The organism is Pseudomonas sp. M47T1 (assembly GCF_000263855.1).
Classification (GTDB): Bacteria; Pseudomonadota; Gammaproteobacteria; order Pseudomonadales; family Pseudomonadaceae; genus Aquipseudomonas.
Genome location: NZ_AJWX01000002.1, coordinates 36,209 through 57,055, shown reverse-complemented (window position 1 = coordinate 57,055; position 20,847 = coordinate 36,209). Strand labels below are relative to the sequence as shown.

18 protein-coding genes and 1 other RNA gene are annotated in these 20,847 nt (G+C 63.5%); 2 read left to right on the top strand and 17 right to left on the bottom strand.

Annotated elements, in window-relative coordinates:
* Positions 1-100 precede the first annotated feature (100 nt).
* From ftsZ to rsmI, 17 genes are all read right to left on the bottom strand, one after another.
* Positions 101-1,294, bottom strand: coding sequence for a cell division protein FtsZ (gene ftsZ, locus PMM47T1_RS02235; RefSeq protein WP_008365411.1), 1,194 nt, complete (start codon positions 1,292-1,294; stop codon positions 101-103).
* A 67-nt stretch (positions 1,295-1,361) separates the two neighbouring features.
* Entirely contained in the window at positions 1,362-2,618 is a 1,257-nt protein-coding gene (gene ftsA / locus PMM47T1_RS02230) for a cell division protein FtsA (protein WP_008365410.1), read from the bottom strand.
* A gap of 14 nt (positions 2,619-2,632) precedes the next feature.
* Positions 2,633-3,502 carry a cell division protein FtsQ/DivIB gene (locus PMM47T1_RS02225; RefSeq protein ID WP_008365409.1) on the bottom strand — a complete coding sequence of 290 codons (870 nt, stop codon included), beginning with the start codon at positions 3,500-3,502 and terminating at the stop codon, positions 2,633-2,635.
* Between the two features lie 4 nt (positions 3,503-3,506).
* Positions 3,507-4,466, bottom strand: coding sequence for a D-alanine--D-alanine ligase (locus PMM47T1_RS02220; protein ID WP_008365408.1), 960 nt, complete (start codon positions 4,464-4,466; stop codon positions 3,507-3,509).
* On the bottom strand, positions 4,463-5,917 hold the full coding sequence (gene murC / locus PMM47T1_RS02215) for a UDP-N-acetylmuramate--L-alanine ligase (protein ID WP_008365407.1): 1,455 nt from the start codon (positions 5,915-5,917) through the stop codon (positions 4,463-4,465). Before murC ends, PMM47T1_RS02220 begins: the two co-directional genes overlap by 4 nt.
* A complete protein-coding gene (gene murG / locus PMM47T1_RS02210; RefSeq protein ID WP_008365406.1) occupies positions 5,910-6,980 on the bottom strand; it encodes an undecaprenyldiphospho-muramoylpentapeptide beta-N-acetylglucosaminyltransferase in 1,071 nt (356 codons plus the stop codon). Before murG ends, murC begins: the two co-directional genes overlap by 8 nt.
* The gene (ftsW, locus tag PMM47T1_RS02205; RefSeq protein WP_008365405.1) at positions 6,970-8,184 is read right to left on the bottom strand and encodes a putative lipid II flippase FtsW; all 1,215 of its coding nucleotides are present in this window, start codon (positions 8,182-8,184) and stop codon (positions 6,970-6,972) included. The genes murG and ftsW overlap by 11 nt, the downstream gene beginning before the upstream one ends.
* Entirely contained in the window at positions 8,181-9,527 is a 1,347-nt protein-coding gene (gene murD / locus PMM47T1_RS02200; protein ID WP_008365403.1) for a UDP-N-acetylmuramoyl-L-alanine--D-glutamate ligase, read from the bottom strand. Before murD ends, ftsW begins: the two co-directional genes overlap by 4 nt.
* A 5-nt stretch (positions 9,528-9,532) precedes the next feature.
* On the bottom strand, positions 9,533-10,615 hold the full coding sequence (mraY, locus tag PMM47T1_RS02195; RefSeq protein ID WP_008365402.1) for a phospho-N-acetylmuramoyl-pentapeptide-transferase: 1,083 nt from the start codon (positions 10,613-10,615) through the stop codon (positions 9,533-9,535).
* A complete protein-coding gene (locus PMM47T1_RS02190; RefSeq protein ID WP_008365400.1) occupies positions 10,615-11,982 on the bottom strand; it encodes a UDP-N-acetylmuramoyl-tripeptide--D-alanyl-D-alanine ligase in 1,368 nt (455 codons plus the stop codon). The genes mraY and PMM47T1_RS02190 overlap by 1 nt, the downstream gene beginning before the upstream one ends.
* Positions 11,975-13,438, bottom strand: a complete 1,464-nt coding sequence (locus PMM47T1_RS02185; protein ID WP_008365399.1) for a UDP-N-acetylmuramoyl-L-alanyl-D-glutamate--2,6-diaminopimelate ligase — start codon at positions 13,436-13,438, stop codon at positions 11,975-11,977. The genes PMM47T1_RS02190 and PMM47T1_RS02185 overlap by 8 nt, the downstream gene beginning before the upstream one ends.
* Positions 13,438-15,174 carry a peptidoglycan D,D-transpeptidase FtsI family protein gene (locus PMM47T1_RS02180; RefSeq protein WP_177323358.1) on the bottom strand — a complete coding sequence of 579 codons (1,737 nt, stop codon included), beginning with the start codon at positions 15,172-15,174 and terminating at the stop codon, positions 13,438-13,440. Before PMM47T1_RS02180 ends, PMM47T1_RS02185 begins: the two co-directional genes overlap by 1 nt.
* The gene (ftsL, locus tag PMM47T1_RS02175) at positions 15,174-15,467 is read right to left on the bottom strand and encodes a cell division protein FtsL (protein WP_008365394.1); all 294 of its coding nucleotides are present in this window, start codon (positions 15,465-15,467) and stop codon (positions 15,174-15,176) included. The genes PMM47T1_RS02180 and ftsL overlap by 1 nt, the downstream gene beginning before the upstream one ends.
* Positions 15,464-16,411 (bottom strand): 16S rRNA (cytosine(1402)-N(4))-methyltransferase RsmH, encoded by a 948-nt coding sequence (rsmH, locus tag PMM47T1_RS02170; RefSeq protein ID WP_008365392.1) that lies wholly within the window; start codon positions 16,409-16,411, stop codon positions 15,464-15,466. Before rsmH ends, ftsL begins: the two co-directional genes overlap by 4 nt.
* A complete protein-coding gene (mraZ, locus tag PMM47T1_RS02165; RefSeq protein ID WP_008365390.1) occupies positions 16,408-16,863 on the bottom strand; it encodes a division/cell wall cluster transcriptional repressor MraZ in 456 nt (151 codons plus the stop codon). Before mraZ ends, rsmH begins: the two co-directional genes overlap by 4 nt.
* Before the next feature lie 310 nt (positions 16,864-17,173).
* Positions 17,174-17,533: RNase P RNA component class A (gene rnpB, locus PMM47T1_RS28595), an RNA gene on the bottom strand.
* A 97-nt stretch (positions 17,534-17,630) separates the two neighbouring features.
* Positions 17,631-18,473 (bottom strand): 16S rRNA (cytidine(1402)-2'-O)-methyltransferase, encoded by an 843-nt coding sequence (gene rsmI / locus PMM47T1_RS02160; protein ID WP_043300631.1) that lies wholly within the window; start codon positions 18,471-18,473, stop codon positions 17,631-17,633.
* Positions 18,474-18,683: 210 nt separating this feature from the next.
* On the opposite strand from rsmI, the gene PMM47T1_RS02155 reads away from it, so the two are divergent.
* Positions 18,684-20,459 (top strand): penicillin-binding protein activator, encoded by a 1,776-nt coding sequence (locus PMM47T1_RS02155; RefSeq protein ID WP_008365386.1) that lies wholly within the window; start codon positions 18,684-18,686, stop codon positions 20,457-20,459.
* On the top strand, positions 20,459-20,830 hold the full coding sequence (locus PMM47T1_RS02150; protein ID WP_008365385.1) for a YraN family protein: 372 nt from the start codon (positions 20,459-20,461) through the stop codon (positions 20,828-20,830). Before PMM47T1_RS02155 ends, PMM47T1_RS02150 begins: the two co-directional genes overlap by 1 nt.
* Positions 20,831-20,847: the final 17 nt, after the last annotated feature.

The window sequence follows — 20,847 nt, the reverse complement described above, 5'->3', positions numbered from 1 at the left end:
TTCAGCGCAAATTGCGAACTGGTATCAACAAAGGCTGGCGATAATAGCAGACCCGGCCTTTGCTGAACACCAATCACCTTCATAGCCCTGATAAATTCCATCAATCAGCCTGACGACGCAGGAATGCCGGGATATCCAGGTAGTCCAGATCGTCTTGCGGGTTGAGTTTGGCAGCCTGTGCCGCGCCTGCGTGTGCCTGATTGCGCATCACGGTAGGACGGTCCAGGTCGCGGTAGTTCACCGACGGCTGTTCCTGACGAACGGGCGCCTGCTGGGCGACTGCTTGTTGGGAAGCGGTTTGCAGGGTGTTGTCGATGACCTTCACAGGCTTCTCGATCTTGGCACCCAGGCCGGTGGCAACCACGGTCACGTGCAGCTCGTCGCGCATGTCCGGGTCGATAACAGTACCGACCTTGACCATGGCGTGATCCGACGCGAACGCCTCGATGATGCTACCCACGTCGGAGTACTCACCCAGGGACAGGTCAGGACCGGCGGTGATGTTGACCAGGATGCCGCGGGCGCCCTGCAGGTTGACGTCTTCGAGCAGCGGGTTGCGAATGGCCGCCTCGGTCGCTTCACGCGCACGATTCGGACCGCTGGCGCAGCCAGTACCCATCATCGCCATGCCCATTTCGCTCATGACAGTGCGAACGTCGGCGAAGTCGACGTTGATCATGCCTGGACGCTTGATGATGTCGGAGATACCGCGAACGGCACCGGCCAGTACATCGTCAGCCTTGGCGAACGCCGACAGCAGGCTGGCGTCCTTGCCCAGGATGGTCAGCAGCTTCTCGTTGGGGATGGTGATCAGCGAGTCGACGCTTTCGCTCAGCGCACGGATGCCCTCATCGGCGATCTGCATGCGCTTGCGGCCTTCGAACGGGAACGGACGGGTCACGACCGCAACGGTCAGGATGCCCATTTCCTTGGCCACTTCGGCAATGATCGGCGCAGCACCGGTACCGGTACCGCCACCCATGCCGGTGGTGATGAAGACCATGTTGGTGCCAACCAGCACCTCGGCGATACGCTCGCGGTCTTCCAGCGCGGCCTGGCGGCCCACTTCAGGGTTGGCGCCAGCGCCCAGGCCCTTGGTGACACCGGTGCCCAGTTGCAGGATGGTGCGCGCACCAATGTTCTTCAGGGCTTGAGCATCGGTGTTGGCGCAGATGAACTCGACGCCTTCGATGTTGCTCTTGACCATGTGATTGACAGCGTTGCCGCCGCCACCACCCACACCGATAACCTTGATTACCGGGCTTTGCGGGATGTTGTCTACAAGTTCGAACATGTTCCCTCTCCTTTCATTTCTCTAGTTTTAGCGCCTACTACTGCCGTTGAATCTGAAACCTTGAAACTTAGAAATTGCCTTGAACCCAACGTTTTAAGCGTTCCAGCACAGGAGCCTTGGGTTCATCGCCGTAGCTGTTGCTGTTACTCAACCCGGTCAGGGTGGTGCCATCGTTCTGCTTCTGCAGCCCGTACATCAGCAAGCCCACACCGGTGGAATAAATCGGGTTGCGCACAACATCGGCAAGCCCGCGAACCGAATGCGGTACGCCCAGGCGCACCGGCATGTGGAAAATCTCTTCGGCCAGTTCCACCGCGCCTTCCATCTTCGACGTGCCGCCGGTCAGCACGATGCCGCCGGGGATCAGGTCTTCGTAGCCGCTGCGGCGCAATTCGGCCTGGATCAGGGTGAACAGCTCGTCGTAGCGCGGCTCGACCACTTCGGCCAGGGCCTGGCGCGACAGCTCGCGCGGCGGACGGTCGCCCACGCTTGGCACCTTGATGGTTTCACCGGCACCGGCCAGCTTGGCCAGGGCGCAGGCGTAGCGAATCTTGATTTCTTCGGCGTACTGGGTCGGCGTGCGCAGGGCCATGGCGATGTCGTTGGTGACCTGGTCGCCAGCAATCGGGATGACCGCCGTGTGACGAATGGCGCCTTCGGTGAAGATGGCGATGTCGGTGGTGCCGCCACCGATGTCCACCAGGCACACGCCCAGCTCTTTCTCGTCGTCGGTCAGCACCGAGTAGGCCGAGGCCAACTGCTCGAGGATGATGTCGTCGATTTCCAGGCCGCAGCGGCGTACGCACTTTTCAATATTCTGCGCGGCGTTGACGGCGCAGGTCACCACGTGGACCTTGGCTTCCAGGCGCACGCCCGACATGCCCAGGGGCTCGCGAACGCCCTCCTGGTTGTCGATGGAGTAGTCCTGCGGCAGGGTGTGCAAAACCCGTTGGTCGGCCGGGATGGCCACGGCCTGGGCGGCATCGAGTACACGCTCCAGGTCCGCGCTGCTCACTTCACGATCGCGGATAGCGACGATGCCGTGGGAGTTGAGGCTGCGGATGTGGTTGCCGGCGATGCCGACGAATGCCGAGTGGATACGGCAGCCCGCCATCAGCTGGGCCTCTTCCACCGCGCGCTGGATCGACTGCACGGTCGACTCGATATTCACCACCACGCCCTTCTTCAGGCCACGCGAGGGGTGGGTACCGATCCCGACGATATCCAGCGAACCGTCATCCGCGACTTCGCATACCAGCGCCACCACCTTGGAGGTGCCGATATCCAGACCGACGATCATTTTCCCGCTTTGCACGTTTGCCATGGTCCTGCCTCTTCTTAATTCTTCGCGACGGCGGGTTGGGCCGTCGGCTGCGCATTCGGTTCCCGCCAGCCGACGGCCAGGCCGTTGGCGTAACGCAGGTCGATGCGCGCGATATTCGTGATCTGGTCTTTCAGTGTTTTGTCGTAAATGGCAATGAAGCGGCGCATCTTCTCGACGAGGTGGTCACGCCCCAGCAACAGCTCGATGCCGGGCCCCGAGTTGCCTGCGCCGGTGGTGAGGAACCAGCTGCCACGCTCGCGCAGCTCCAGCCGGGCGATGGAGAAACCCATCGGCCGCAACATCTGGCTCAACACCTGGTACTGCTGCATGACCTGTTGCTGGGCACGTTGCGGCCCGAACAGCTGCGGCAGGTGCTCATAGTTGGCCAACTCGCGCGGCGCGAACGCCTCGCCCTGGTTGTTGAGCAACGCCGAGTCCCCCCAACGGGCCACCGGCAGTTGCTCTTCCAGCCGGATCACGACCTGGTCAGGCCACACCCGGCGAACTTCGGCGTGGGCGATCCACGGCATCTGTTCAAGCTCGGTGCGCATGCTGGCCAGGTCGATGGTAAAGAAGGTCGACGCCACGTACGGGGCAATGCGCTGCTGCACCGCTTGCTGGCTGATGTAGCTCAGGTCGCCCTGCACGTTGATCTTGGTGATCGGCCGGTCGGCGTAGGGCATCAGGTAAATGGCGCCCTCGTAGGTGCCGACGCCCAGTACCACCAGCAGCACCGGCCAGAACAGCTTCTTCAAGAAGCTGAAATTGGCCTTGCGTACCCGTGCGCCCATGGGCTCCTGCGCCACCATTCGGCTGGCGCCACGGGGCACCGGCTTGCTGCGGCCGGGTACGGGTTGCTGATGACGAAGCGTCGCGCCGTTCATGGGTTTACCCTCGCGCCTCTACGCTGTCGGCCAGGATCGCCAGCACCAGTTGCTGGAAATCGATGCCTGCAGCGCGTGCTGCCATGGGGACCAGGCTGTGATCGGTCATGCCTGGGGCCGTGTTGACTTCCAATAGCCAGAAACGCCCCTGCTCGTCCTGCATGACATCGACGCGTGCCCAGCCGGCAATGCCCACCGCTTCACAGGCACGGGCCGTGAGGTCGATCAGCTCTTGTTCGCGGGTGGCGTCGAGGCCGCACGGGATTCGATACTGGGTATCGTTGGCCACGTATTTGGCGTCGTAGTCATAGAACGTGTGTGGGGTGCCCAGGGCAATCGGGGGCAGGACCTCACCGCGCAGGGTCGCGATGGTGAATTCAGGACCCTGAATCCATTGTTCCACCAGAACTTGCGAATCGTAGGTGCTGGCAGCTTTCCATGCGCCGATCAATTCCTCGACGCTGGTCACTTTGGCCATACCGATACTTGAACCTTCATGGGCCGGTTTGACGATCAAAGGGAAGCCCAGTTCCGCACCTGCGCAAATACAATCAGCCTCGCTGGCCAACACCGCGTGATGCGGGGTCGACAGGCCCAGGCTCTGCCACACTTGTTTGGTGCGCAGTTTGTCCATGGCCAGGGCCGAGGCCAGGATGCCGCTGCCGGTGTACGGAATGCCCAGGCACTCCAGCAGGCCCTGCATGCTGCCGTCTTCACCGCCACGACCGTGGAGGATGATGAAGGCGCGGTCGATCTTCTCGCTTTGCAGGCGCGCCAGCAGGTCGTCGCCCACATCCAGGCCGAACGCGTCCACGCCTGCGCTTTGCAGGGCTTCAAGCACGGCGGCGCCGGACTTCAGCGAAACCTCCCGCTCGGCGCTCTTGCCGCCGTAAAGCACGGCCACGCGCCCGAAATCCTTCGGGGCAATGGTCGATAGCAGGGAGGATGAGGTACTGGCTGTCATTTCGATTTCCCCTCGCCGGCCTTGTCAGCGGCGAACAACGGACTTTTCAGTAATTGCGGGGCGAGCCCGCCGATGTCGCCGGCGCCCTGGCACAGCAGGATGTCACCGGCACGCAGCAATGGCTTGACCAAGGGGGCCAATTCCACGCCACGTTCGATGTAGATAGGGTCGAGCTGACCGCGCTGACGGATGCTGTGGCACAGCTGGCGGCTGTCGGCACCCGGAATCGGCTCTTCGCCCGCCGGGTAGACTTCCATCAACAACAGTACGTTGGCGTCGGCCAGCACCTGGACGAAATCGTCGTACAGGTCGCGGGTGCGGCTGTAGCGGTGCGGCTGGTACACCATCACCAGGCGCCGCTCCGGCCAGCCACCGCGCACGGCGCGGATCACCGCGGCCACTTCAGTAGGGTGGTGGCCGTAGTCGTCCACCAGCATCACGCTGCCGTCTTCCACCGGCAATTCGCCGTACACCTGGAAGCGTCGGCCCACGCCCTGGAAGCCCGACAAGCCCTGGACGATGGCTTCGTCGCTGACGCCTTCGTCAGTGGCGATGGCGATGGTGGCCAAGGCATTGAGCACGTTGTGGTTGCCGGGCATGTTCACCGACACGTTCAGCGGCTCGCGGTCGCGGCGCAGCACGGTGAAGTAGGTCAGCATGCCGTCCTGGCGAATGTTGATGGCACGTACGTCGGCTTCTTCGCTGACACCGTAGGTCAGGGTCGGACGGGCGATCTGTGGCAGGATCTCGCGCACCACCGGGTCGTCCAGGCACACCACGGCCAAGCCGTAGAACGGCAGGTTGTGGAGGAAGTCGACGAAGGTTTTCTTCAGCTTGTTGAAGTCGCCACCGTAGGTCGCCATGTGATCGGCGTCGATGTTGGTGACCACGGCTACCAGCGGTTGCAGGTGCAGGAAACTGGCGTCGCTTTCGTCGGCTTCGGCGATCAGGTAGCGGCTGGTGCCCAATTGCGCGTTGGTGCCGGCGGCATTCAGGCGGCCGCCGATCACGAAAGTCGGGTCCAGGCCGCCAGCGGCGAACACCGAGGCAATCAGGCTGGTGGTGGTGGTCTTGCCATGGGTACCGGCCACGGCGATGCCGTGACGGTAGCGCATCAGTTCAGCGAGCATTTCGGCGCGCGGCACCACGGGAATGCGGCGTTCAAGGGCAGTGGCCACTTCCGGGTTGGAGGTGTTCACGGCGCTGGACACCACCAGCACGTCGGCCGTGGCGGCGTTCTCGGCACGGTGACCGATGAAGATCTGCGCGCCAAAGGATTGCAGGCGCTCGGTGACCGCCGACGCTTTCAGGTCGGAACCCGACACCTGGTAACCCAGGTTGAGCAGCACTTCGGCAATGCCGCACATGCCCACGCCGCCGATACCGACGAAATGGATGCGACGGATGCGGCGCATTTCCGGTTGCGGCATGGCTTTCTGGTTCTCAACCATGGGCCACCTCCAGGCAGACGTCGACGACGGTACGGGTAGCATCGGGCTTGGCCAGGCGGCGCGCGGTGCTCGCCATGGTGTTGAGTTTTTCCGGTTGCATCAAAACCTCATTCAGGCGTTCAGCCAGCTCGGCTGCGCCGGTTGTCGCTTGTGGCATCAGGAAGGCAGCGCCTTCACGGGCCAGATATTCGGCGTTGCGGGTCTGGTGGTCGTCGATCGCGTGGGGCAACGGCACCAGCACGGAAGCCAGGCCGGCGGCGGCCAGTTCACTGACGGTCAGGGCGCCTGCGCGGCACACCACCATGTCGGCCCAGCCATAGGCCTGGGCCATGTCCTTGATGAACGGCGCCACCTGCGCCTCGATCCCGGCCTCGCGATAACGCTGGCTGGTGATTTCATCGTGCTGCTTGCCGCTTTGGTGGAACACCTCGGGGCGAATGGCCTCGGGCACCAGCGCCAGCGCGGCGGGGATCAGTTTGTTCAGCGGCTCGGAGCCCAGGCTGCCACCGGTAACCAGCAGACGTGGACGACGCCCGGCCAGCGCCTGGCGCGGGGTTTCCAGGAACAGCTCGGTGCGCACCGGGTTGCCGGTGGTACGGCGCTTGGCCGAGGCGGCGAAGGTGTTCGGGAACGCCTCGCAGATGCGTGCGGCCAACGGCGCCAGCAGGCGGTTGGCGGTACCGGCCACGGCGTTCTGCTCGTGGACGATCACCGGCACGCCGCACAGGCGCGCGGCCAGGCCGCCAGGGCCAGTCACGTAGCCACCGAAGCCCACCACGCAAACCGGCTTGAGCCGGCGCATCACCTTGCGCGCCTGCAGCAGTGCGCGTACCAGCACGAACGGCGCCTTGATCAGCGACAGCTTGCTCTTGCCGCGCAGGCCGGCCACGTTGATCAGGTGCAATGGCAAGCCAGCCTGGGGCACCAGTTCGTTTTCGATGCCGCGCGGCGTACCCAGCCAGTGCACGGTGTAGCCGCGGGCCTGGAATTCGCGCGCACACGACAGCGCCGGGAACACGTGCCCGCCTGTGCCGCCAGCCATGATCAATACGTTACCGGACACGGGCAGGCTCCTCGGCGAAGTCGCTCTCGTCGAACTCGGTTTCTTCACTGCCCAGGTGCGTGCGGCTCTCCCATTCGATGCGCAGCAACAACCCCAGGCAGGCGCAACAGATCACCAGCGAGCTGCCCCCGTAACTGAGGAACGGCAGGGTCAGGCCCTTGGTAGGCAGCAGGCCCACGTTCACGCCCACGTTGATCAGGAACTGGCCTATCCACAGGAACGACAGGCCGTAGGCCATGTACGCGGCGAAGAATTGCTTGGAGCGCTCGGCCCACACGCCGATGTACATGCCGCGAATACACACGAACACGAACAGCGCCACGGTGCACAGCGAACCGACCACGCCCAGCTCTTCGGCCAATACCGAAAACACAAAGTCGGTGTGCGCTTCAGGCAGGTAGAACTGCTTCTGCACGCTGTTGCCCAGGCCTGCACCCAGCCAGCCACCGCGGCCAAAGGCGATCAGCGCCTGAGTCAGCTGGTAGCCGGAACCGAACTGGTCGGCCCACGGGTCGGTGAAGGTGGTGAGACGCGCCATCCGGTAAGGCTGGGCCTGCACCAGGATGAACACCGCGGCCACCGCCAGCAGCACCATCAGGGCAAAGCGGAACAGCCCCACGCCACCCAGGAACAGCATGGCCGCCGCAGCGCCCATCATGACCACGGTGGCACCGAAGTCAGGTTCCATCAGCAGCAGGCCCGCCATGGGCAGCAACACGATGAACGGTTTGAAGAAGCCCATCCAGGTGCCGCGCACTTCCTTCTGCTGGCGGATAAGGTAGCCCGACAGGAAGATCACCACGAACACCTTGGCTATTTCCGAGGGCTGCACGTTGAACGCGCTGAAGCCGATCCAGCGCATCGAACCGTTTACCTCGCGGCCGATGCCGGGCACCAGCACCAGCACAAGCAGGCCGAACGCGCCGATCAGCAGCATCCAGCCCAAGCGCTGCCAGGTGGCGATGGGGATCATCATGGTCACGCCGCAGGCGCCCAGGCCCAGCATCAGGTACACCAGGTGACGAATCATCATGTACAGGGGGTTGCCCGACTGCACGGCGGCCACTTCGGACGATGCCGAGGTAATCATCACCAGGCCCAAGCCCAACAGGGCCAGGCAGCCAGCCAGCATCGGGAAGTCGACGTCGATTCCGCGACCGGTGATCAACGGCGACGGGTATGGCTTGATCACGCCAAAAATCATGACAAGCCCTCCACGGCCTGGGCGAACAGGCGCCCACGCTCTTCATAGTTCTTGAACATGTCCAGGCTCGCGCAGGCGGGCGACAGCAGCACGGCATCGCCGGGCTGGGTCAGAGCAGCGCATTGTTCCACGGCCTCGTCGAGGGTGTTGACGCGTACCAGCGGCACGTCGTCGCCCAGGACAGCGGCAATCAGCTCGGCATCACGGCCCAGCAGTACCACGGCGCGGCAATGGGCAGCCACCGGCGCTTTCAGGGCGGAGAAATCGGCACCCTTGCCGTCACCACCCGCCACCAGCACCAGCTTGCCATCGATGTCGGCACCCAGGCCTTCGATGGCGGCCAGGGCAGCACCGACGTTGGTGGCCTTGGAGTCGTCGTAGTAGCTCACGCCATTGCGTTCGCGCAGCCATTGGCAACGATGGGCCAGGCCGGCAAAGGTGCGCAACGTCGCCAGCATCGGCTCGAACGGCAGGCCCACGGCGTGGCCCAGGGCCAGCGCGGCCAGGGCGTTGGCCTGGTTGTGGGAACCGCGAATTTTCAGCTCGCTGACGGGCATCAGGTTCTGGAATTCGAAGGCCAGGTATTTCTGGCCGTCTTCTTCGCGCAAGCCGAAGGCCTTGAAGTCAGGCTTGTTGAGGCCGAAAGTCCAGCACGGCAGGCCCTCGCCCATCAGCGGCCGGGTCAGGGCGTCCTGACGGTTGTAGACCACCTGGCGGGCGCCACGGAAGATCCGGTGCTTGGCCAGGTGGTAGGCCGGCAAGCCGCTGTAGCGGTCCATGTGGTCTTCGCTGATGTTGAGCACGGTGGCCACTTCGGCGTTGAGCTGGTCAGTGGTTTCCAGCTGGAAGCTCGACAGTTCCATCACGTACAGCTCGACGTCGTCGGCCAGCAGGTCCAGGGCCGGGGTGCCGAGGTTGCCGCCCACGGCCACGCGCTTGCCGGCCGCGGCCGCCATGTCGCCCACCAGGGTGGTGACGGTGCTCTTGGCATTGGAGCCGCTGATGGCGACGATGGGCGCCTGCGCGTTACGCGCGAACAGCTCGATGTCACCCGACAGCTTCACGCCACGGGCCGCAGCCTGCTGCAGGGCAGGCGTGGCCAGGGCCAGGCCGGGGCTGACGTACAGTTCGTTGGCCCGGCACAGGAAGTCCACGTCCAGCTCGCCACAACGCACTTCCACCTGCGGGTAGTCACGACGCAGCGTCGCCAGCTCCGGCGGATTCTCGCGCGTGTCGGCCACGGCAAAGGCAACGCCCCGGCGCGCCAGGAAGCGCACCAGGGACATGCCGCTCTTGCCGAGGCCGACAACGATGCGGAATTGGTCAGAAGCGATCAGAGACACTCGTTCTACCTCAATTTCAGTGTGGCAAGGCCAAACAGCACCAGGATCACGGTGATGATCCAGAATCGGACGATCACTCGCGGCTCGGGCCAGCCCTTGAGTTCGAAGTGGTGGTGAATGGGCGCCATGCGGAACACGCGGCGACCGGTCAGTTTGAAAGAGGCCACCTGAATGACCACTGAAAGGGTTTCCATCACGAACACACCGCCCATGATGAACAGCACGATTTCCTGGCGCACGATGACTGCGATGGTGCCCAGGGCCGCGCCCAGGGCCAGCGCACCGACGTCCCCCATGAACACCTGGGCCGGGTAGGTGTTGAACCACAGGAAGCCCAGGCCCGCGCCGATCAGCGCGCCGCAGAACACGATCAGTTCGCCGGCGCCCGGTACATAGGGAATCAGCAGGTAATCGGCGAATTTAACGTTACCCGACAGGTAGCAGAAAATGCCCAGGGCCCCGCCCACCATCACGGTCGGCATGATCGCCAGGCCGTCCAGGCCGTCGGTAAGGTTCACTGCGTTGCTGGAGCCTACGATGACGAAATAGGTCAACACCACGAAGCCCACGCCCAGGTAAATGCTGGCGTCCTTGAACATCGGGATGATCAGGGTGGTTTCCACCGCGCTAGGCGCGGTCATGTACAGGAACACTGCCGCGCCCAGGCCGAACACCGACTGCCAGAAATACTTCCAGCGGCTCGGCAGGCCACGGGAGTTCTTCTCGATCACCTTGCGGTAGTCATCCACCCAGCCGATGCCTCCGAACAGCAAAGTGACCAGCAGCACGGTCCACACATAACGGTTGGTCAGGTCAGCCCACAGCAGGGTGCTGATGGCGATGGCGGACAGGATCAGGGCGCCGCCCATGGTGGGGGTGCCGGATTTTTTCAGGTGCGACTCGGGGCCGTCATTGCGCACGGCCTGGCCGATCTGACGAATCTGCAGGGTACGAATCATCCATGGGCCCAGGAAAAGGGCCAACGACAGCGCGGTCAGCACGCCCAGAATCCCGCGCAGGGTCAGGTACTGAAAGACCGCGAAGCCTTTGTAGAACTGTTGCAGATACTCCGCCAGCAGCAGCAGCATTAATGTTTCTCCCCGCTGGAACCGCACAAGGCCGCCACGACGTTTTCCATCGCAGCGCTGCGCGAACCCTTGATCAAAATGGTGGTGTTTTCGCCCTTCTCCGCGCCAAGCGCAGCGATCAGGTCAAGTTGTGTGCCGAAATGGCGAGCATTGACGCCGAATGCGTTTACCGCGTGAACCATGTTCGGGCCCACGGCGTACAGGGTATCGACCTTGCCGAGGGCGTACTCGCCCACCTGCCGATGCCCCTCTTCTGCCCACTGCCCCAATTCGCCGATGTCCCCGAGCACCAGGACGGTGCGTCCGGAAAAGCCGGCGAGTATATCAATGGCGGCGCACATTGAGGTGGGGTTTGCGTTGTAGGTGTCATCAATAACCCGCAGGCCTTCAGGAGTAACCTGGGCCACAGTGCGGCCCTTGACCGGCTGCACGCTTTCAAGCCCGACGGCAATGTCGCCGATGGCCAGACCAAAGGCATGGGCGGCGGCCGCCGCGGCCAGGGCGTTCTGCACGTTGTGGGTGCCCAGCAGGTTCAACTGCACCCGCGCGGTACCTTGCAGGCCGTGCAGGTTGAAGGCCGGACAACCGCGCGCATCGGCACTGATATCGCTGGCGTGGAAATCGGCAGCGGTGTTGACGAGGGCGAAACTGAGCACCCGGCGCTGGCCCGCACGCGCATGCCAGATGCTGTAGGCCTTGTCGTCCAGATTCAATACCGCAGTGCCGTCATCGGCCAGGCCGTCGATGATCTCGCCCTTGGCCTCGACGATCTTTTCCGGGCCACCGAACTCGCCCACGTGAGCGGTGCCGGCGTTGTTGAGGATGGCCACGTGCGGCTTGGTCAGCCCCACGGTGTAGGCGATTTCGCCCAGGCGCGAAGCGCCCAGTTCGATGACGGCAGCAGTATGCTGAGGCGCCAGTTCGAGCAGGGTCAGCGGCGCGCCCAGGTCATTATTGAGGTTACCGCGGGTCGCCAGCACTTCGCCCTGGGTACGCAGGATACCGGCCAGCAGTTCCTTGACCGTGGTCTTGCCGCTGGAGCCAGTCACGGCGGCCACCGGACGGGTGAAGCGCGCACGGTTCAAGGCGCCGAGCTGGCCCAGGGCCGCGCGGCAATCGGCAACCACCAGTTGGGGCAGTTCGACACCGGCCACTTCGCGTTCCACCAGCGCGGCGACCGCGCCCTTGGCAGCGACGTCGGCCAGGTAGTCATGGCCGTCGAAGTTCGGCCCGGTCAGTGCCACAAACAACTGGCCGGCGACTATGGCGCGGCTGTCGATGCTGACACCATTGAAATTCACATCCTGGCCGTGCAAACGCGCAGCCAGTGGCGTGAGCAGTTCCGCCAGGGACATGGGTCTAAGCATGGTCCACCTCCCAGGTGGCCAGGGCCTTGGCGGCCTCTTCCAGATCGGAGAACGCCAGGCGCTGGCCGTTGATTTCCTGATAGTCCTCGTGCCCCTTGCCGGCCAGCACTACAACGTCATCGACGCCGGCCTGAGCGATCAGTTGGGCAATGGCCGGGCCACGGCCCGAGACGAATTCGACCCGGGCAGCGGCGCTGAACCCGGGACGGATGCCGGCAAAAATCTGCAACGGGTCTTCGCTGCGGGGGTTGTCGTCGGTGACCAGCACGCGATCGGCCAGGCGCTCGGCCACTTCAGCCATTAGCGGGCGCTTGCCACGGTCGCGATCACCGCCGCAACCGAACAGGCACACCAGTTGGCCCTTGGCGTGTGGGCGCAGCGCCTGCAGTACCTTGTCCAGGGCATCCGGGGTGTGGGCGTAGTCGACCACCACCAGCGGTTGCTTTCCGCCGCCCAGGCGCTGCATGCGACCCAGCGGGCCTTCCAGCTGCGGCATCACCTTGAGGATGTCATCCAGCGGGTAGTCCAGCGCCATCAGCGTACCCACCGCGGCCAGCACGTTGCTGAGGTTGAAGCGCCCCAGCAGGCGGCTGCGCAGCACGTGCTCGCCCTGGGCGGTCACCAGCGTGGCGCGCACGCCGTGGTCGTCGAACTGCGCTTCGCGGCAGAACAGGGTGGCGGCCGGGTCGAGCAGGCTATAGGTGATCAGCCGGGACTCGTGGGTCTCCTCGGCCAGCGTGCTGCCGAAGGCATCGTCCAGGTTCAGCACGCGGCAGCGCAGGCCGGACCAGTTGAACAGCTTGGCCTTGGCCGCGGCGTAGGCCTGCATGCTGCCGTGATAGTCCAAATGGTCGCGACTGAGGTTGGTCAGCACCGCCACGTCGAAGGCCAGGGCAGTGACGCGCCCCTGGTCCAGGGCATGGGAGGACACTTCCATGGCCACGGCTTTGGCACCGGCCTTTTTCAGGCCCACCAGGGTCGACTGCACGGCGAGCGGGTCCGGGGTGGTCAGACGGCCGCTTTGCAGCGCCTCGTAGAAGCCGGTACCCAGGGTGCCGATCAGGCCGCAGCGCTGGCCCAGAAGGTCCAGCGCCTGGGCCACCAATTGGGTGACGCTGGTCTTGCCGTTGGTGCCGGTGACGCCTACCAGGTTGAGCAGGCGGCTAGGGTCGCCATAGAAGCGCCCGGCAATGTCCGACAACTGGCGAACCAGGCCCTTGACCGGAATCAGCGGCACGTCGGTAATCGGCAACACGGTGGCGCCGTCCACTTCATAGGCCACGGCGGCAGCGCCGCGCCCCAGGGCATCGGCAATGTGCGTGCGGCCGTCCACCTTGGCACCGGGCACGGCCAGGAACAGGTCGCCGGGACGTACGTTACGGCTGTCCAGGGCCAGTTCGCGAATCAACGGATCGCGGTTGGCCTGGGCGAAAATCTTGCTCAGCGGCATGCTCATCAACCGCGCCCTCCCTTGCTGGCCGCAGGCTGGGCCTCGGCTTGTTGCTGCGGGGTGCTCGGCAGGTTGTCCGGGGTCACGTTCATCAACCGCAACGTACCGGACATGACCTTGCTGAACACTGGCGCCGAGACCAGGCCACCGAAATAGCCGGCCTTGCTCGGTTCATCGATGACCACGACGATGGCGTAGCGCGGGTCGCTGAGCGGGCCGAAACCGGCGAACAGCGAGCGATAGGCGTTTTCGGTATAGCCGCGCGAACCGATGGTGGCTTTACGTGCGGTACCGGACTTGCCGGCCACGTGATAACCAGGCACCCGTGCACGGTAAACGCCGCGGGGGTCTTCGATCACCTGTTGCATCATGCCCTGCAGGGTCTTGGCCACCTGCTCCGGCATCACCCGGGTGGCCGGCGGCTTACCGTCGACCTTGAGAATGCTCAGCGGCACGATTTCGCCGTCGTTGGCGATGGCCGAATAGGCGTGCACCAATTGCAGCGCGGTCACCGACAGGCCGTAGCCATAGGACAGGGTCGCGGTCTCGGCCTTTTTCCACTCGCGGTGGTTGGGCAGGTTGCCCACGCGCTCGCCCGGGAAGCCGAGGCCGGTGTACTGACCAAGCCCCACGGCCGACATGGCGCGGAAAATGTTCTCGCCGCCAACGTCGAAGGCCACCTTGCTCATGCCCACGTTACTGGAGTTGATAAGGATACCGGTCAGGTCGAGGATCGGGCCCTCGGTGCGGGTCACGTCCTTAATGGTATAGCGGCCGATCTGCAGGGTACCAGGGTACACCTCGACCTTGTCGGTAGGCTTCCACCGCCCGGTTTCCAGGGCAGCGCTCATGGAAATCGGCTTCATGGTCGAGCCCGGCTCGAACACGTCGGTGATCGCCCGGTTACGCATGGAGGCCGGGAACATGGTCTTGCGGTTGTTCGGGTTGTAGGTGGGCTGGTTGACCATGGCCAGCACTTCGCCGGTCTTGACGTCCATGATGACCAGGCTGCCCGCCTTTGCCTCGTTCTCGACGATGGCGTTGCGCAGCTCGCGGCTGGCGAGGTATTGCAGGCGCAGGTCGATGGACAAGGTCAGGGTCTTGCCCGCCTTGGCGTTCTTGGTCACCTGCACGTCCTTGATCAGGCGGCCGCGACGGTCCTTGATCACCTGGCGCTTGCCCGGCACGCCGGCCAGCCAGTCTTCGTACGCCAACTCCACGCCTTCACGGCCATGGTCGTCCAGGTCGGTGAAGCCGACCATGTGCGCGGTCACATCACCGGCCGGGTAGAAACGACGAAATTCCTCAATGCCGTAGACACCAGGAACCTTGAGGTCGAGCACGGTCTGGCCCTGTTCCGGGGTAAGGCCGCGGACCAGGTAGATGAATTCCTTGGTGGCCTGGGCTTCCAGGCGCGTGGTCAGTTCCTTGGGGTCCTGGCCGAGAGCTGCCGCCAACGCCGGCCACTTGCTCTTGTCTACCTGCATTTCCTTGGGGTTGGCCCACAAGGTGGTGACCGGCGTACTGACCGCCAGCGGTTCACCGTTGCGGTCGGTGACCAGGCCGCGGTGCGCAGGAATAGGGATATGACGCACGCTGCGCGCATCGCCCTGGCCCTTGAGGAAGTCATGATCGATGACCTGCAGGTCCACGATGCGCCACACGATGGCACCCACCATGATACCCAGCAAGCCCACGAGCACCCGGAAGCGCCAGGGGTAAAGTGCCCCTTCAAGCTTCATCATGGCGCCACCATCTTGATTTCGGCGGCATCGGGAATGCGCATTTTCAGTTGGCCGCTGGCCAGCGCCTCGATACGGCTATGAGCCGTCCAGGTACTTTGTTCCAGAATCAGGCGGCCCCATTCGGCCTGCGCCTTGTCGCGTTCGCTCAACTCGTTGTACAGGCTGTTGAGCAACTGACGGTTGAGGTGCGCGCTATAGGACACGCCAATGGCGGACACCAGCACGGCAATGAACAGCAGAAGCATCAGGAAGCTTCCGCCTGGCAAAGGCTTGGCGTAAAGCTTGCTCACCGCAGCTTCTCCGCCACGCGCATGACCGCGCTGCGCGAGCGTGGGTTGGCCTTGAGTTCAGCCTCGGAGGCGAACTGGGCCTTGCCGTGGACCTTGATCTTGGGCTCGAACGCCTGGAAGCGCACCGGCAGGTTGCGCGGCAGGTTGTCGGCTTCACCCTTGGCCAGCTTGCGCATGAACAGCTTGACGATGCGATCTTCCAGCGAGTGGAAGCTGATGACCACCAGGCGGCCGCCGATTTCCAGCGACTCCAGCGCAGCCTCAAGGCCCGCCTCAAGGTCGGCCAGCTCGTTATTGACGTGAATACGCAGGCCCTGGAACGCACGGGTGGCGGGGTTCTTGCCCTTTTCCCAGGCAGGGTTGGCAACTTTCAGCACTTCGGCCAGGTCACCGGTGCGCTCGAACGGCTTGACCTCGCGGCGCGCAACCACGGCATTGGCCATGCGCTTGGCGAAACGCTCTTCGCCGTATTCCTTGAACACGCGGGCGATTTCCTCGGCCGGCGCATTGGCAATGAACTCGGCGGCGCTGACGCCACGGCTCGGGTCCATGCGCATGTCCAGCGGGCCATCGTTCATGAAGCTGAAGCCGCGTTCGGGGTCATCCAGCTGAGGTGAAGACACACCCAGGTCCAGCAAGACGCCGTTGACCTTGCCGCTCAAACCTTGACTAGCAATCTCGCTACCCATTTCCGCAAAACTGCGCTGCACAATGACAAAGCGGCCGTCTTCGGCCGCCAGCGCTTGCCCGGTGGCAATCGCTTGAGGATCCTTGTCGAAACCCAACAATCGCCCCTGGGGGCCCAGGTGCTTGAGGATCAATCGGCTATGACCACCGCGCCCGAACGTCCCGTCCAAATAGCAGCCATCGCCCTGTATGGCGAGAGCCTCGACGGCTTCGTCAAGCAATACGGTGATGTGGTTAAAGCCGCTATCTATAGTCACAGAATCAAATCACGCAGTTCATCAGGCATGGCGCCCGGTTGTTGAATAGCTGCCAGGTCCGCTTCAGCAACAGCGTTCCAGGCATCCTCGTCCCACAGTTGAAACTTGTTGAGCTGGCCTACCAGCATCGCTTTCTTGTCCAGCTTCGCGTACTCGCGCAGGCGTGGCGGAACCAGAAAACGCCCGCTGCCGTCGAGCTCCAGGTCAACCGCATTACCAATCAGCAACCTCTGCAGACGGCGGTTTTCTTCCCGAAGCGACGGCAATGCGCGCAGCTTTGTCTCAATCAATTCCCATTCGTCCAGCGGATACACACAAAGGCAGGGGTCGACGGCGTCGATGGTCACGATCAACTGGCCGCTGGAGCGCGAAACCAGCTCGTCACGGTACCGGCTCGGCATAGCGAGACGGCCCTTTGCATCGAGACTGATGGCATTTGCTCCGCGAAACACAGAGGCGCTTCCCCAAATTTTAGTTTTTTGTGCCTAAAAACCCACTTTGTGCCACTTTCCGCCACTTGCGCACACTATAGGAATGCGCCCATACCACCGTCAAGGCACGCTCGTAAGGAAAACCCTTACAGATCGGAGATTTAGGAGATAAACGGAAGGAGACAGGCTAATTCGAGGGAAGCGCGTGGGTATAAAGCCAAGTCAACTCAATGAGCTACGAGTCAAACTTAAAGTGATTTATCAAGAGTAAGATTTTTTCGGTATTACCAGGGCCGCTTCTGCCATTGATTTGATGCAGAAGGGAAAAGAGGTGGAGAGTCGATCTGTAAGCCGGGTTCTGTCGAGGACAGTCATTCCTCTACGATGGCCATCACTGGACACCTTTAGCAACCTACCCGGTTCCAACGCGGGCCGCGCCATATGGAACCCTATTTGGTCTTGCTCCGAGTGGGGTTTGCCTAGCCACGAACTGTTACCAGACGTGCGGTGCGCTCTTACCGCACCTTTTCACCCTTACCGGCACCGAAATGCTTAGGCGGTTATTTTCTGTGGCACTTTCCGTAGGCTCGCGCCTCCCAGGTGTTACCTGGCACTCCGCCCTATGGAGCCCGGACTTTCCTCCCCCCGCTTTTGCGGAACAAAAGCAGGCAGCGACTGTCCAATCGACTCTCCGCTGACAAGGTTACGGAATAGCACGGCCAGCTGCAAGCTTTAAGCTTCGAGCTGCAAGCTTGTGTGCCTGCCTTGCAGCTCGAGGCTTGCAGCTTTCAGCTGCTTTTCTGCCGCTCCAACGCCACCTGATACAACACATTCTTCCGCGCCCCGGTAATCTCCGCCGCCAACGCCGCCGCTCGCTTCAACGGCATTTCCTTGAGCAGCAGGTCCAGCACGCGCATCACCTCGGCGCTGACCACTTCATCAGTTTCCGGCGGCGTCCAGCCGGCCACCAACACCACGCATTCGCCGCGCTGCTGGTTGCTGTCGCCCTCTACAAAAGCACGCAATTGGGACAACGGCAGGCCCTTCAAGGTTTCGAAGGTCTTGGTCAGCTCGCGCGCCAGCAAGGCGGGGCGATCCGGGCCGAAGACAAACTCCATATCCTGCAGGCATTCCAGAATCCGATGCGGGGCCTCGTAGAAGATCAACGTACGCGGCTCTTCGCGCACCTGCTCCAGGCGCGAGCGGCGGCCTACGGTCTTGGCCGGCAGGAAGCCTTCGAAAATGAAGCGATCGGAAGGCAGGCCCGCCGCCGACAACGCCGCGATCAGCGCACAAGGGCCTGGCACCGGAACCACCGGGATACCGGCGGCACGCACCTGGCGCACCAGGTGGTAACCCGGGTCGGAAATCAGCGGGGTGCCGGCGTCGGAAATCAGCGCTACGCTTTCGCCCGCCAGCAGCTTGTCGAGAAACCGCCCGCCCTCGTCACGCTCGTTGTGCTCGTGGCAGGCGGCTAGAGGGGTGCTGATGCCGAAGTGCTGCATCAGCCGGATGGAATGGCGGGTGTCCTCGGCGGCAATCAGAGCCACGTCACTCAGGATCTTCAAGGCACGGGCGCTCATGTCGTCCAGGTTACCGATGGGCGTGGCCACCACATAAAGTGTTCCCATCGCGGAATTCGAAGCACCTGGAGCAGTCACAGCACACACCTGTCGTTGGCAAAAGCGGCATTGTAGCGCGCGCTTTCACCCAACGGCCAATAAGCCCTCGGTAAAACCCTGAATGACCTTTGGTACCGCTTTCACGCCAGTGACATCGCACCGGGGGCCATGCTTGGGTACAATTGCCGGCCTAACCGATCGAGTATCAGGAAGATATACATGACAGCTTGCCTGCGGCTGCTCTCAGCCCTATGCCTTGCCGCACTGTTGGCGGCCTGCGCCAGCTCGCCTTCCAGCAGCCTGGGCGATCTGCCGCGCACCCCCGACGCCAGCATCGAACAACTGCTTGGCCAGGCCGCTTCGGCGAAGACCCCGGTCGATGCCTCGGTACTGCGCCTGAGCGCCGCCAACCTCGCCTATCAGCAGCACGCCAACGAGCGCGCCGGGCAGATCCTGGCCCAGGTACAGGTAGACCTGCTCAACGTCGGCCAGCAAATCATCGCCAGCACCCTCAAAGCCGAGCTGGCCATGGCCCGCAACCAACCCAAGGAAGCCCTGGCCGCGCTCAATCACCCAAGCCTGCAACGCTTGGGCGAAGCCTCGGTCGAGCAACAGGTGCGCACCCACAGCGTGCGCGCCCGCGCCCTGGAAGCCGACGGCCAGGTCCTGCCCGCCGCCCAGGAACGCGTGTTCATTGCCCCACTACTCAGCGGCGACGCTGCGGCAGCGAACAGTGAGGCCATCTGGACCTTGGTGAACAGCCTGCCCATCGACCAGCTGCAACCTGGCGGCACCGACGACCTGGCCGGCTGGCAGAGCCTGGCCCTGGCCGTGAAAAGCGCCGGCACGCTGGACCAGCAGAAAGCCGCCATCGACAACTGGCGCAGCGCCCACCCCGACCACCCTGCCGCCAAGCAATTGCCGCCATCCCTGGTCAAGCTCATGGAGCTGACCAGCCAGCCGCTGACCAAGATCGTGCTGCTGCTGCCGCAACAAGGCCCGCTGGCCTCCGTTGGCAAGGCCCTGCGCGACGGCTTCATGGCTGCCTATTACCAGGCCCAGCAAGCCGGCCAGAAACCGCCTGCGGTGGAAGTGATCGACAGCTCGCGCGTTACCTCCATGGATGATGTGTACCGTCAGGCCCAAGCCGCCGGCGCACAATTGGTGGTGGGCCCGCTGGAGAAACCGCTGGTGAAACAACTGGCCGGGCGCGCGCAACTGCCGCTCACCACCCTGGCCCTGAACTACAGCGACGGCAACCAGGCCAACCCACCCCAGCTGTTCCAGTTCGGCCTGGCGGCTGAAGACGAAGCCCGCGAAGTCTCCCGTCGTGCCCGCGCCGACGGCCTGCATCGCGCCGTGGCCCTGGTGCCCCGCGGCGAATGGGGCGACCGCGTGCTCGCCGCCTTCCGTCAGGACTTCGAAGCCAACGGCGGTCAGTTGCTGGGTTCCCAGCGCGTCGACCAGCCCGTGGCCCTGGCCCAGCAGATCGGCGACCTGATGCAGGCTCACCAGGGTGCCAACGGCAGCAACGGCTCGCGCCGCCAGGACGTGGACTTCATCTTCCTGGCGTCCACGCCGCAACTGGCCCAGCAGATCAAACCAACGCTGAACTTCCAATATGCCGGTGACGTGCCGGTGTACGCGACGTCCAATGTCTACAGTGCCAGCGGCGACCAGGCCCAGTACATCGACATGAACGGTGTGCGCTTCTGCGAAACGCCATGGTTGCTGGACACCAGCAACCCGCTGCGCCAGCAAGTGGTTCGTCAGTGGCCCCAAGCCGGTGGCAGCCTCGGCCGCCTGTATGCCATGGGTGTCGACGCCTTTGGCCTGGCCCCGCGCCTTGGCCAGCTCAAAGCACTGCCGGACAACCGCATGCAGGGCCTGTCGGGCAACCTGAGTGTCAATGCCGGCCAGCGCATCGAGCGCCAACTGCCGTGGGCACAATTCAATGGCGGCCAGGTGCAGCGCCTGCCGGATACGGCCCAGTAATGCCCGCCAGCTCGCCGCGCCAGGCCGGCCAGGAGGCCGAAGCGCAAGCACTTGCACACCTGCAACAACAGGGTTTGCAGCTGCTTGCGCGCAACTGGCTGTGTAAAGGCGGCGAGCTTGATCTGGTCATGCTTGATGGCGATACAGTAGTATTCGTCGAAGTTCGTTACCGCCTGCACGCACAATGGGGCGGCGCGCTTGAAAGCATCGATGCGCGCAAGCAGGCCAGAGTCGTCAATGCCGCACATCTGTTTCTGCACAAGGAAGCGCGCTGGGCCAATCATCCCTGCCGCTTCGACGTGGTCGCCCTGGAAGGCAGCGCCAGCAAGGACACGCGCCTGAACTGGCTACGCAATGCTTTTGATGGTTGAGCCAACCGTCGTGAGTG

What these genes read in the sequence shown, in the direction of transcription:
- ftsW (WP_008365405.1), bottom strand. Translation starts at nt 8,184, where the DNA reads ATGATTTTTGGCGTGATCAAGCCATACCCGTCGCCGTTGATCACCGGT.
- mraY (WP_008365402.1), bottom strand. Translation starts at nt 10,615, where the DNA reads ATGCTGCTGCTGCTGGCGGAGTATCTGCAACAGTTCTACAAAGGCTTC.
- PMM47T1_RS02150 (WP_008365385.1), top strand. Translation starts at nt 20,459, where the DNA reads ATGCCCGCCAGCTCGCCGCGCCAGGCCGGCCAGGAGGCCGAAGCGCAA.
- PMM47T1_RS02180 (WP_177323358.1), bottom strand. Translation starts at nt 15,174, where the DNA reads ATGAAGCTTGAAGGGGCACTTTACCCCTGGCGCTTCCGGGTGCTCGTG.
- PMM47T1_RS02155 (WP_008365386.1), top strand. Translation starts at nt 18,684, where the DNA reads ATGACAGCTTGCCTGCGGCTGCTCTCAGCCCTATGCCTTGCCGCACTG.
- rsmI (WP_043300631.1), bottom strand. Translation starts at nt 18,473, where the DNA reads ATGGGAACACTTTATGTGGTGGCCACGCCCATCGGTAACCTGGACGAC.
- PMM47T1_RS02185 (WP_008365399.1), bottom strand. Translation starts at nt 13,438, where the DNA reads ATGAGCATGCCGCTGAGCAAGATTTTCGCCCAGGCCAACCGCGATCCG.
- PMM47T1_RS02190 (WP_008365400.1), bottom strand. Translation starts at nt 11,982, where the DNA reads ATGCTTAGACCCATGTCCCTGGCGGAACTGCTCACGCCACTGGCTGCG.
- PMM47T1_RS02225 (WP_008365409.1), bottom strand. Translation starts at nt 3,502, where the DNA reads ATGAACGGCGCGACGCTTCGTCATCAGCAACCCGTACCCGGCCGCAGC.
- murC (WP_008365407.1), bottom strand. Translation starts at nt 5,917, where the DNA reads ATGGTTGAGAACCAGAAAGCCATGCCGCAACCGGAAATGCGCCGCATC.
- ftsA (WP_008365410.1), bottom strand. Translation starts at nt 2,618, where the DNA reads ATGGCAAACGTGCAAAGCGGGAAAATGATCGTCGGTCTGGATATCGGC.
- PMM47T1_RS02220 (WP_008365408.1), bottom strand. Translation starts at nt 4,466, where the DNA reads ATGACAGCCAGTACCTCATCCTCCCTGCTATCGACCATTGCCCCGAAG.
- ftsZ (WP_008365411.1), bottom strand. Translation starts at nt 1,294, where the DNA reads ATGTTCGAACTTGTAGACAACATCCCGCAAAGCCCGGTAATCAAGGTT.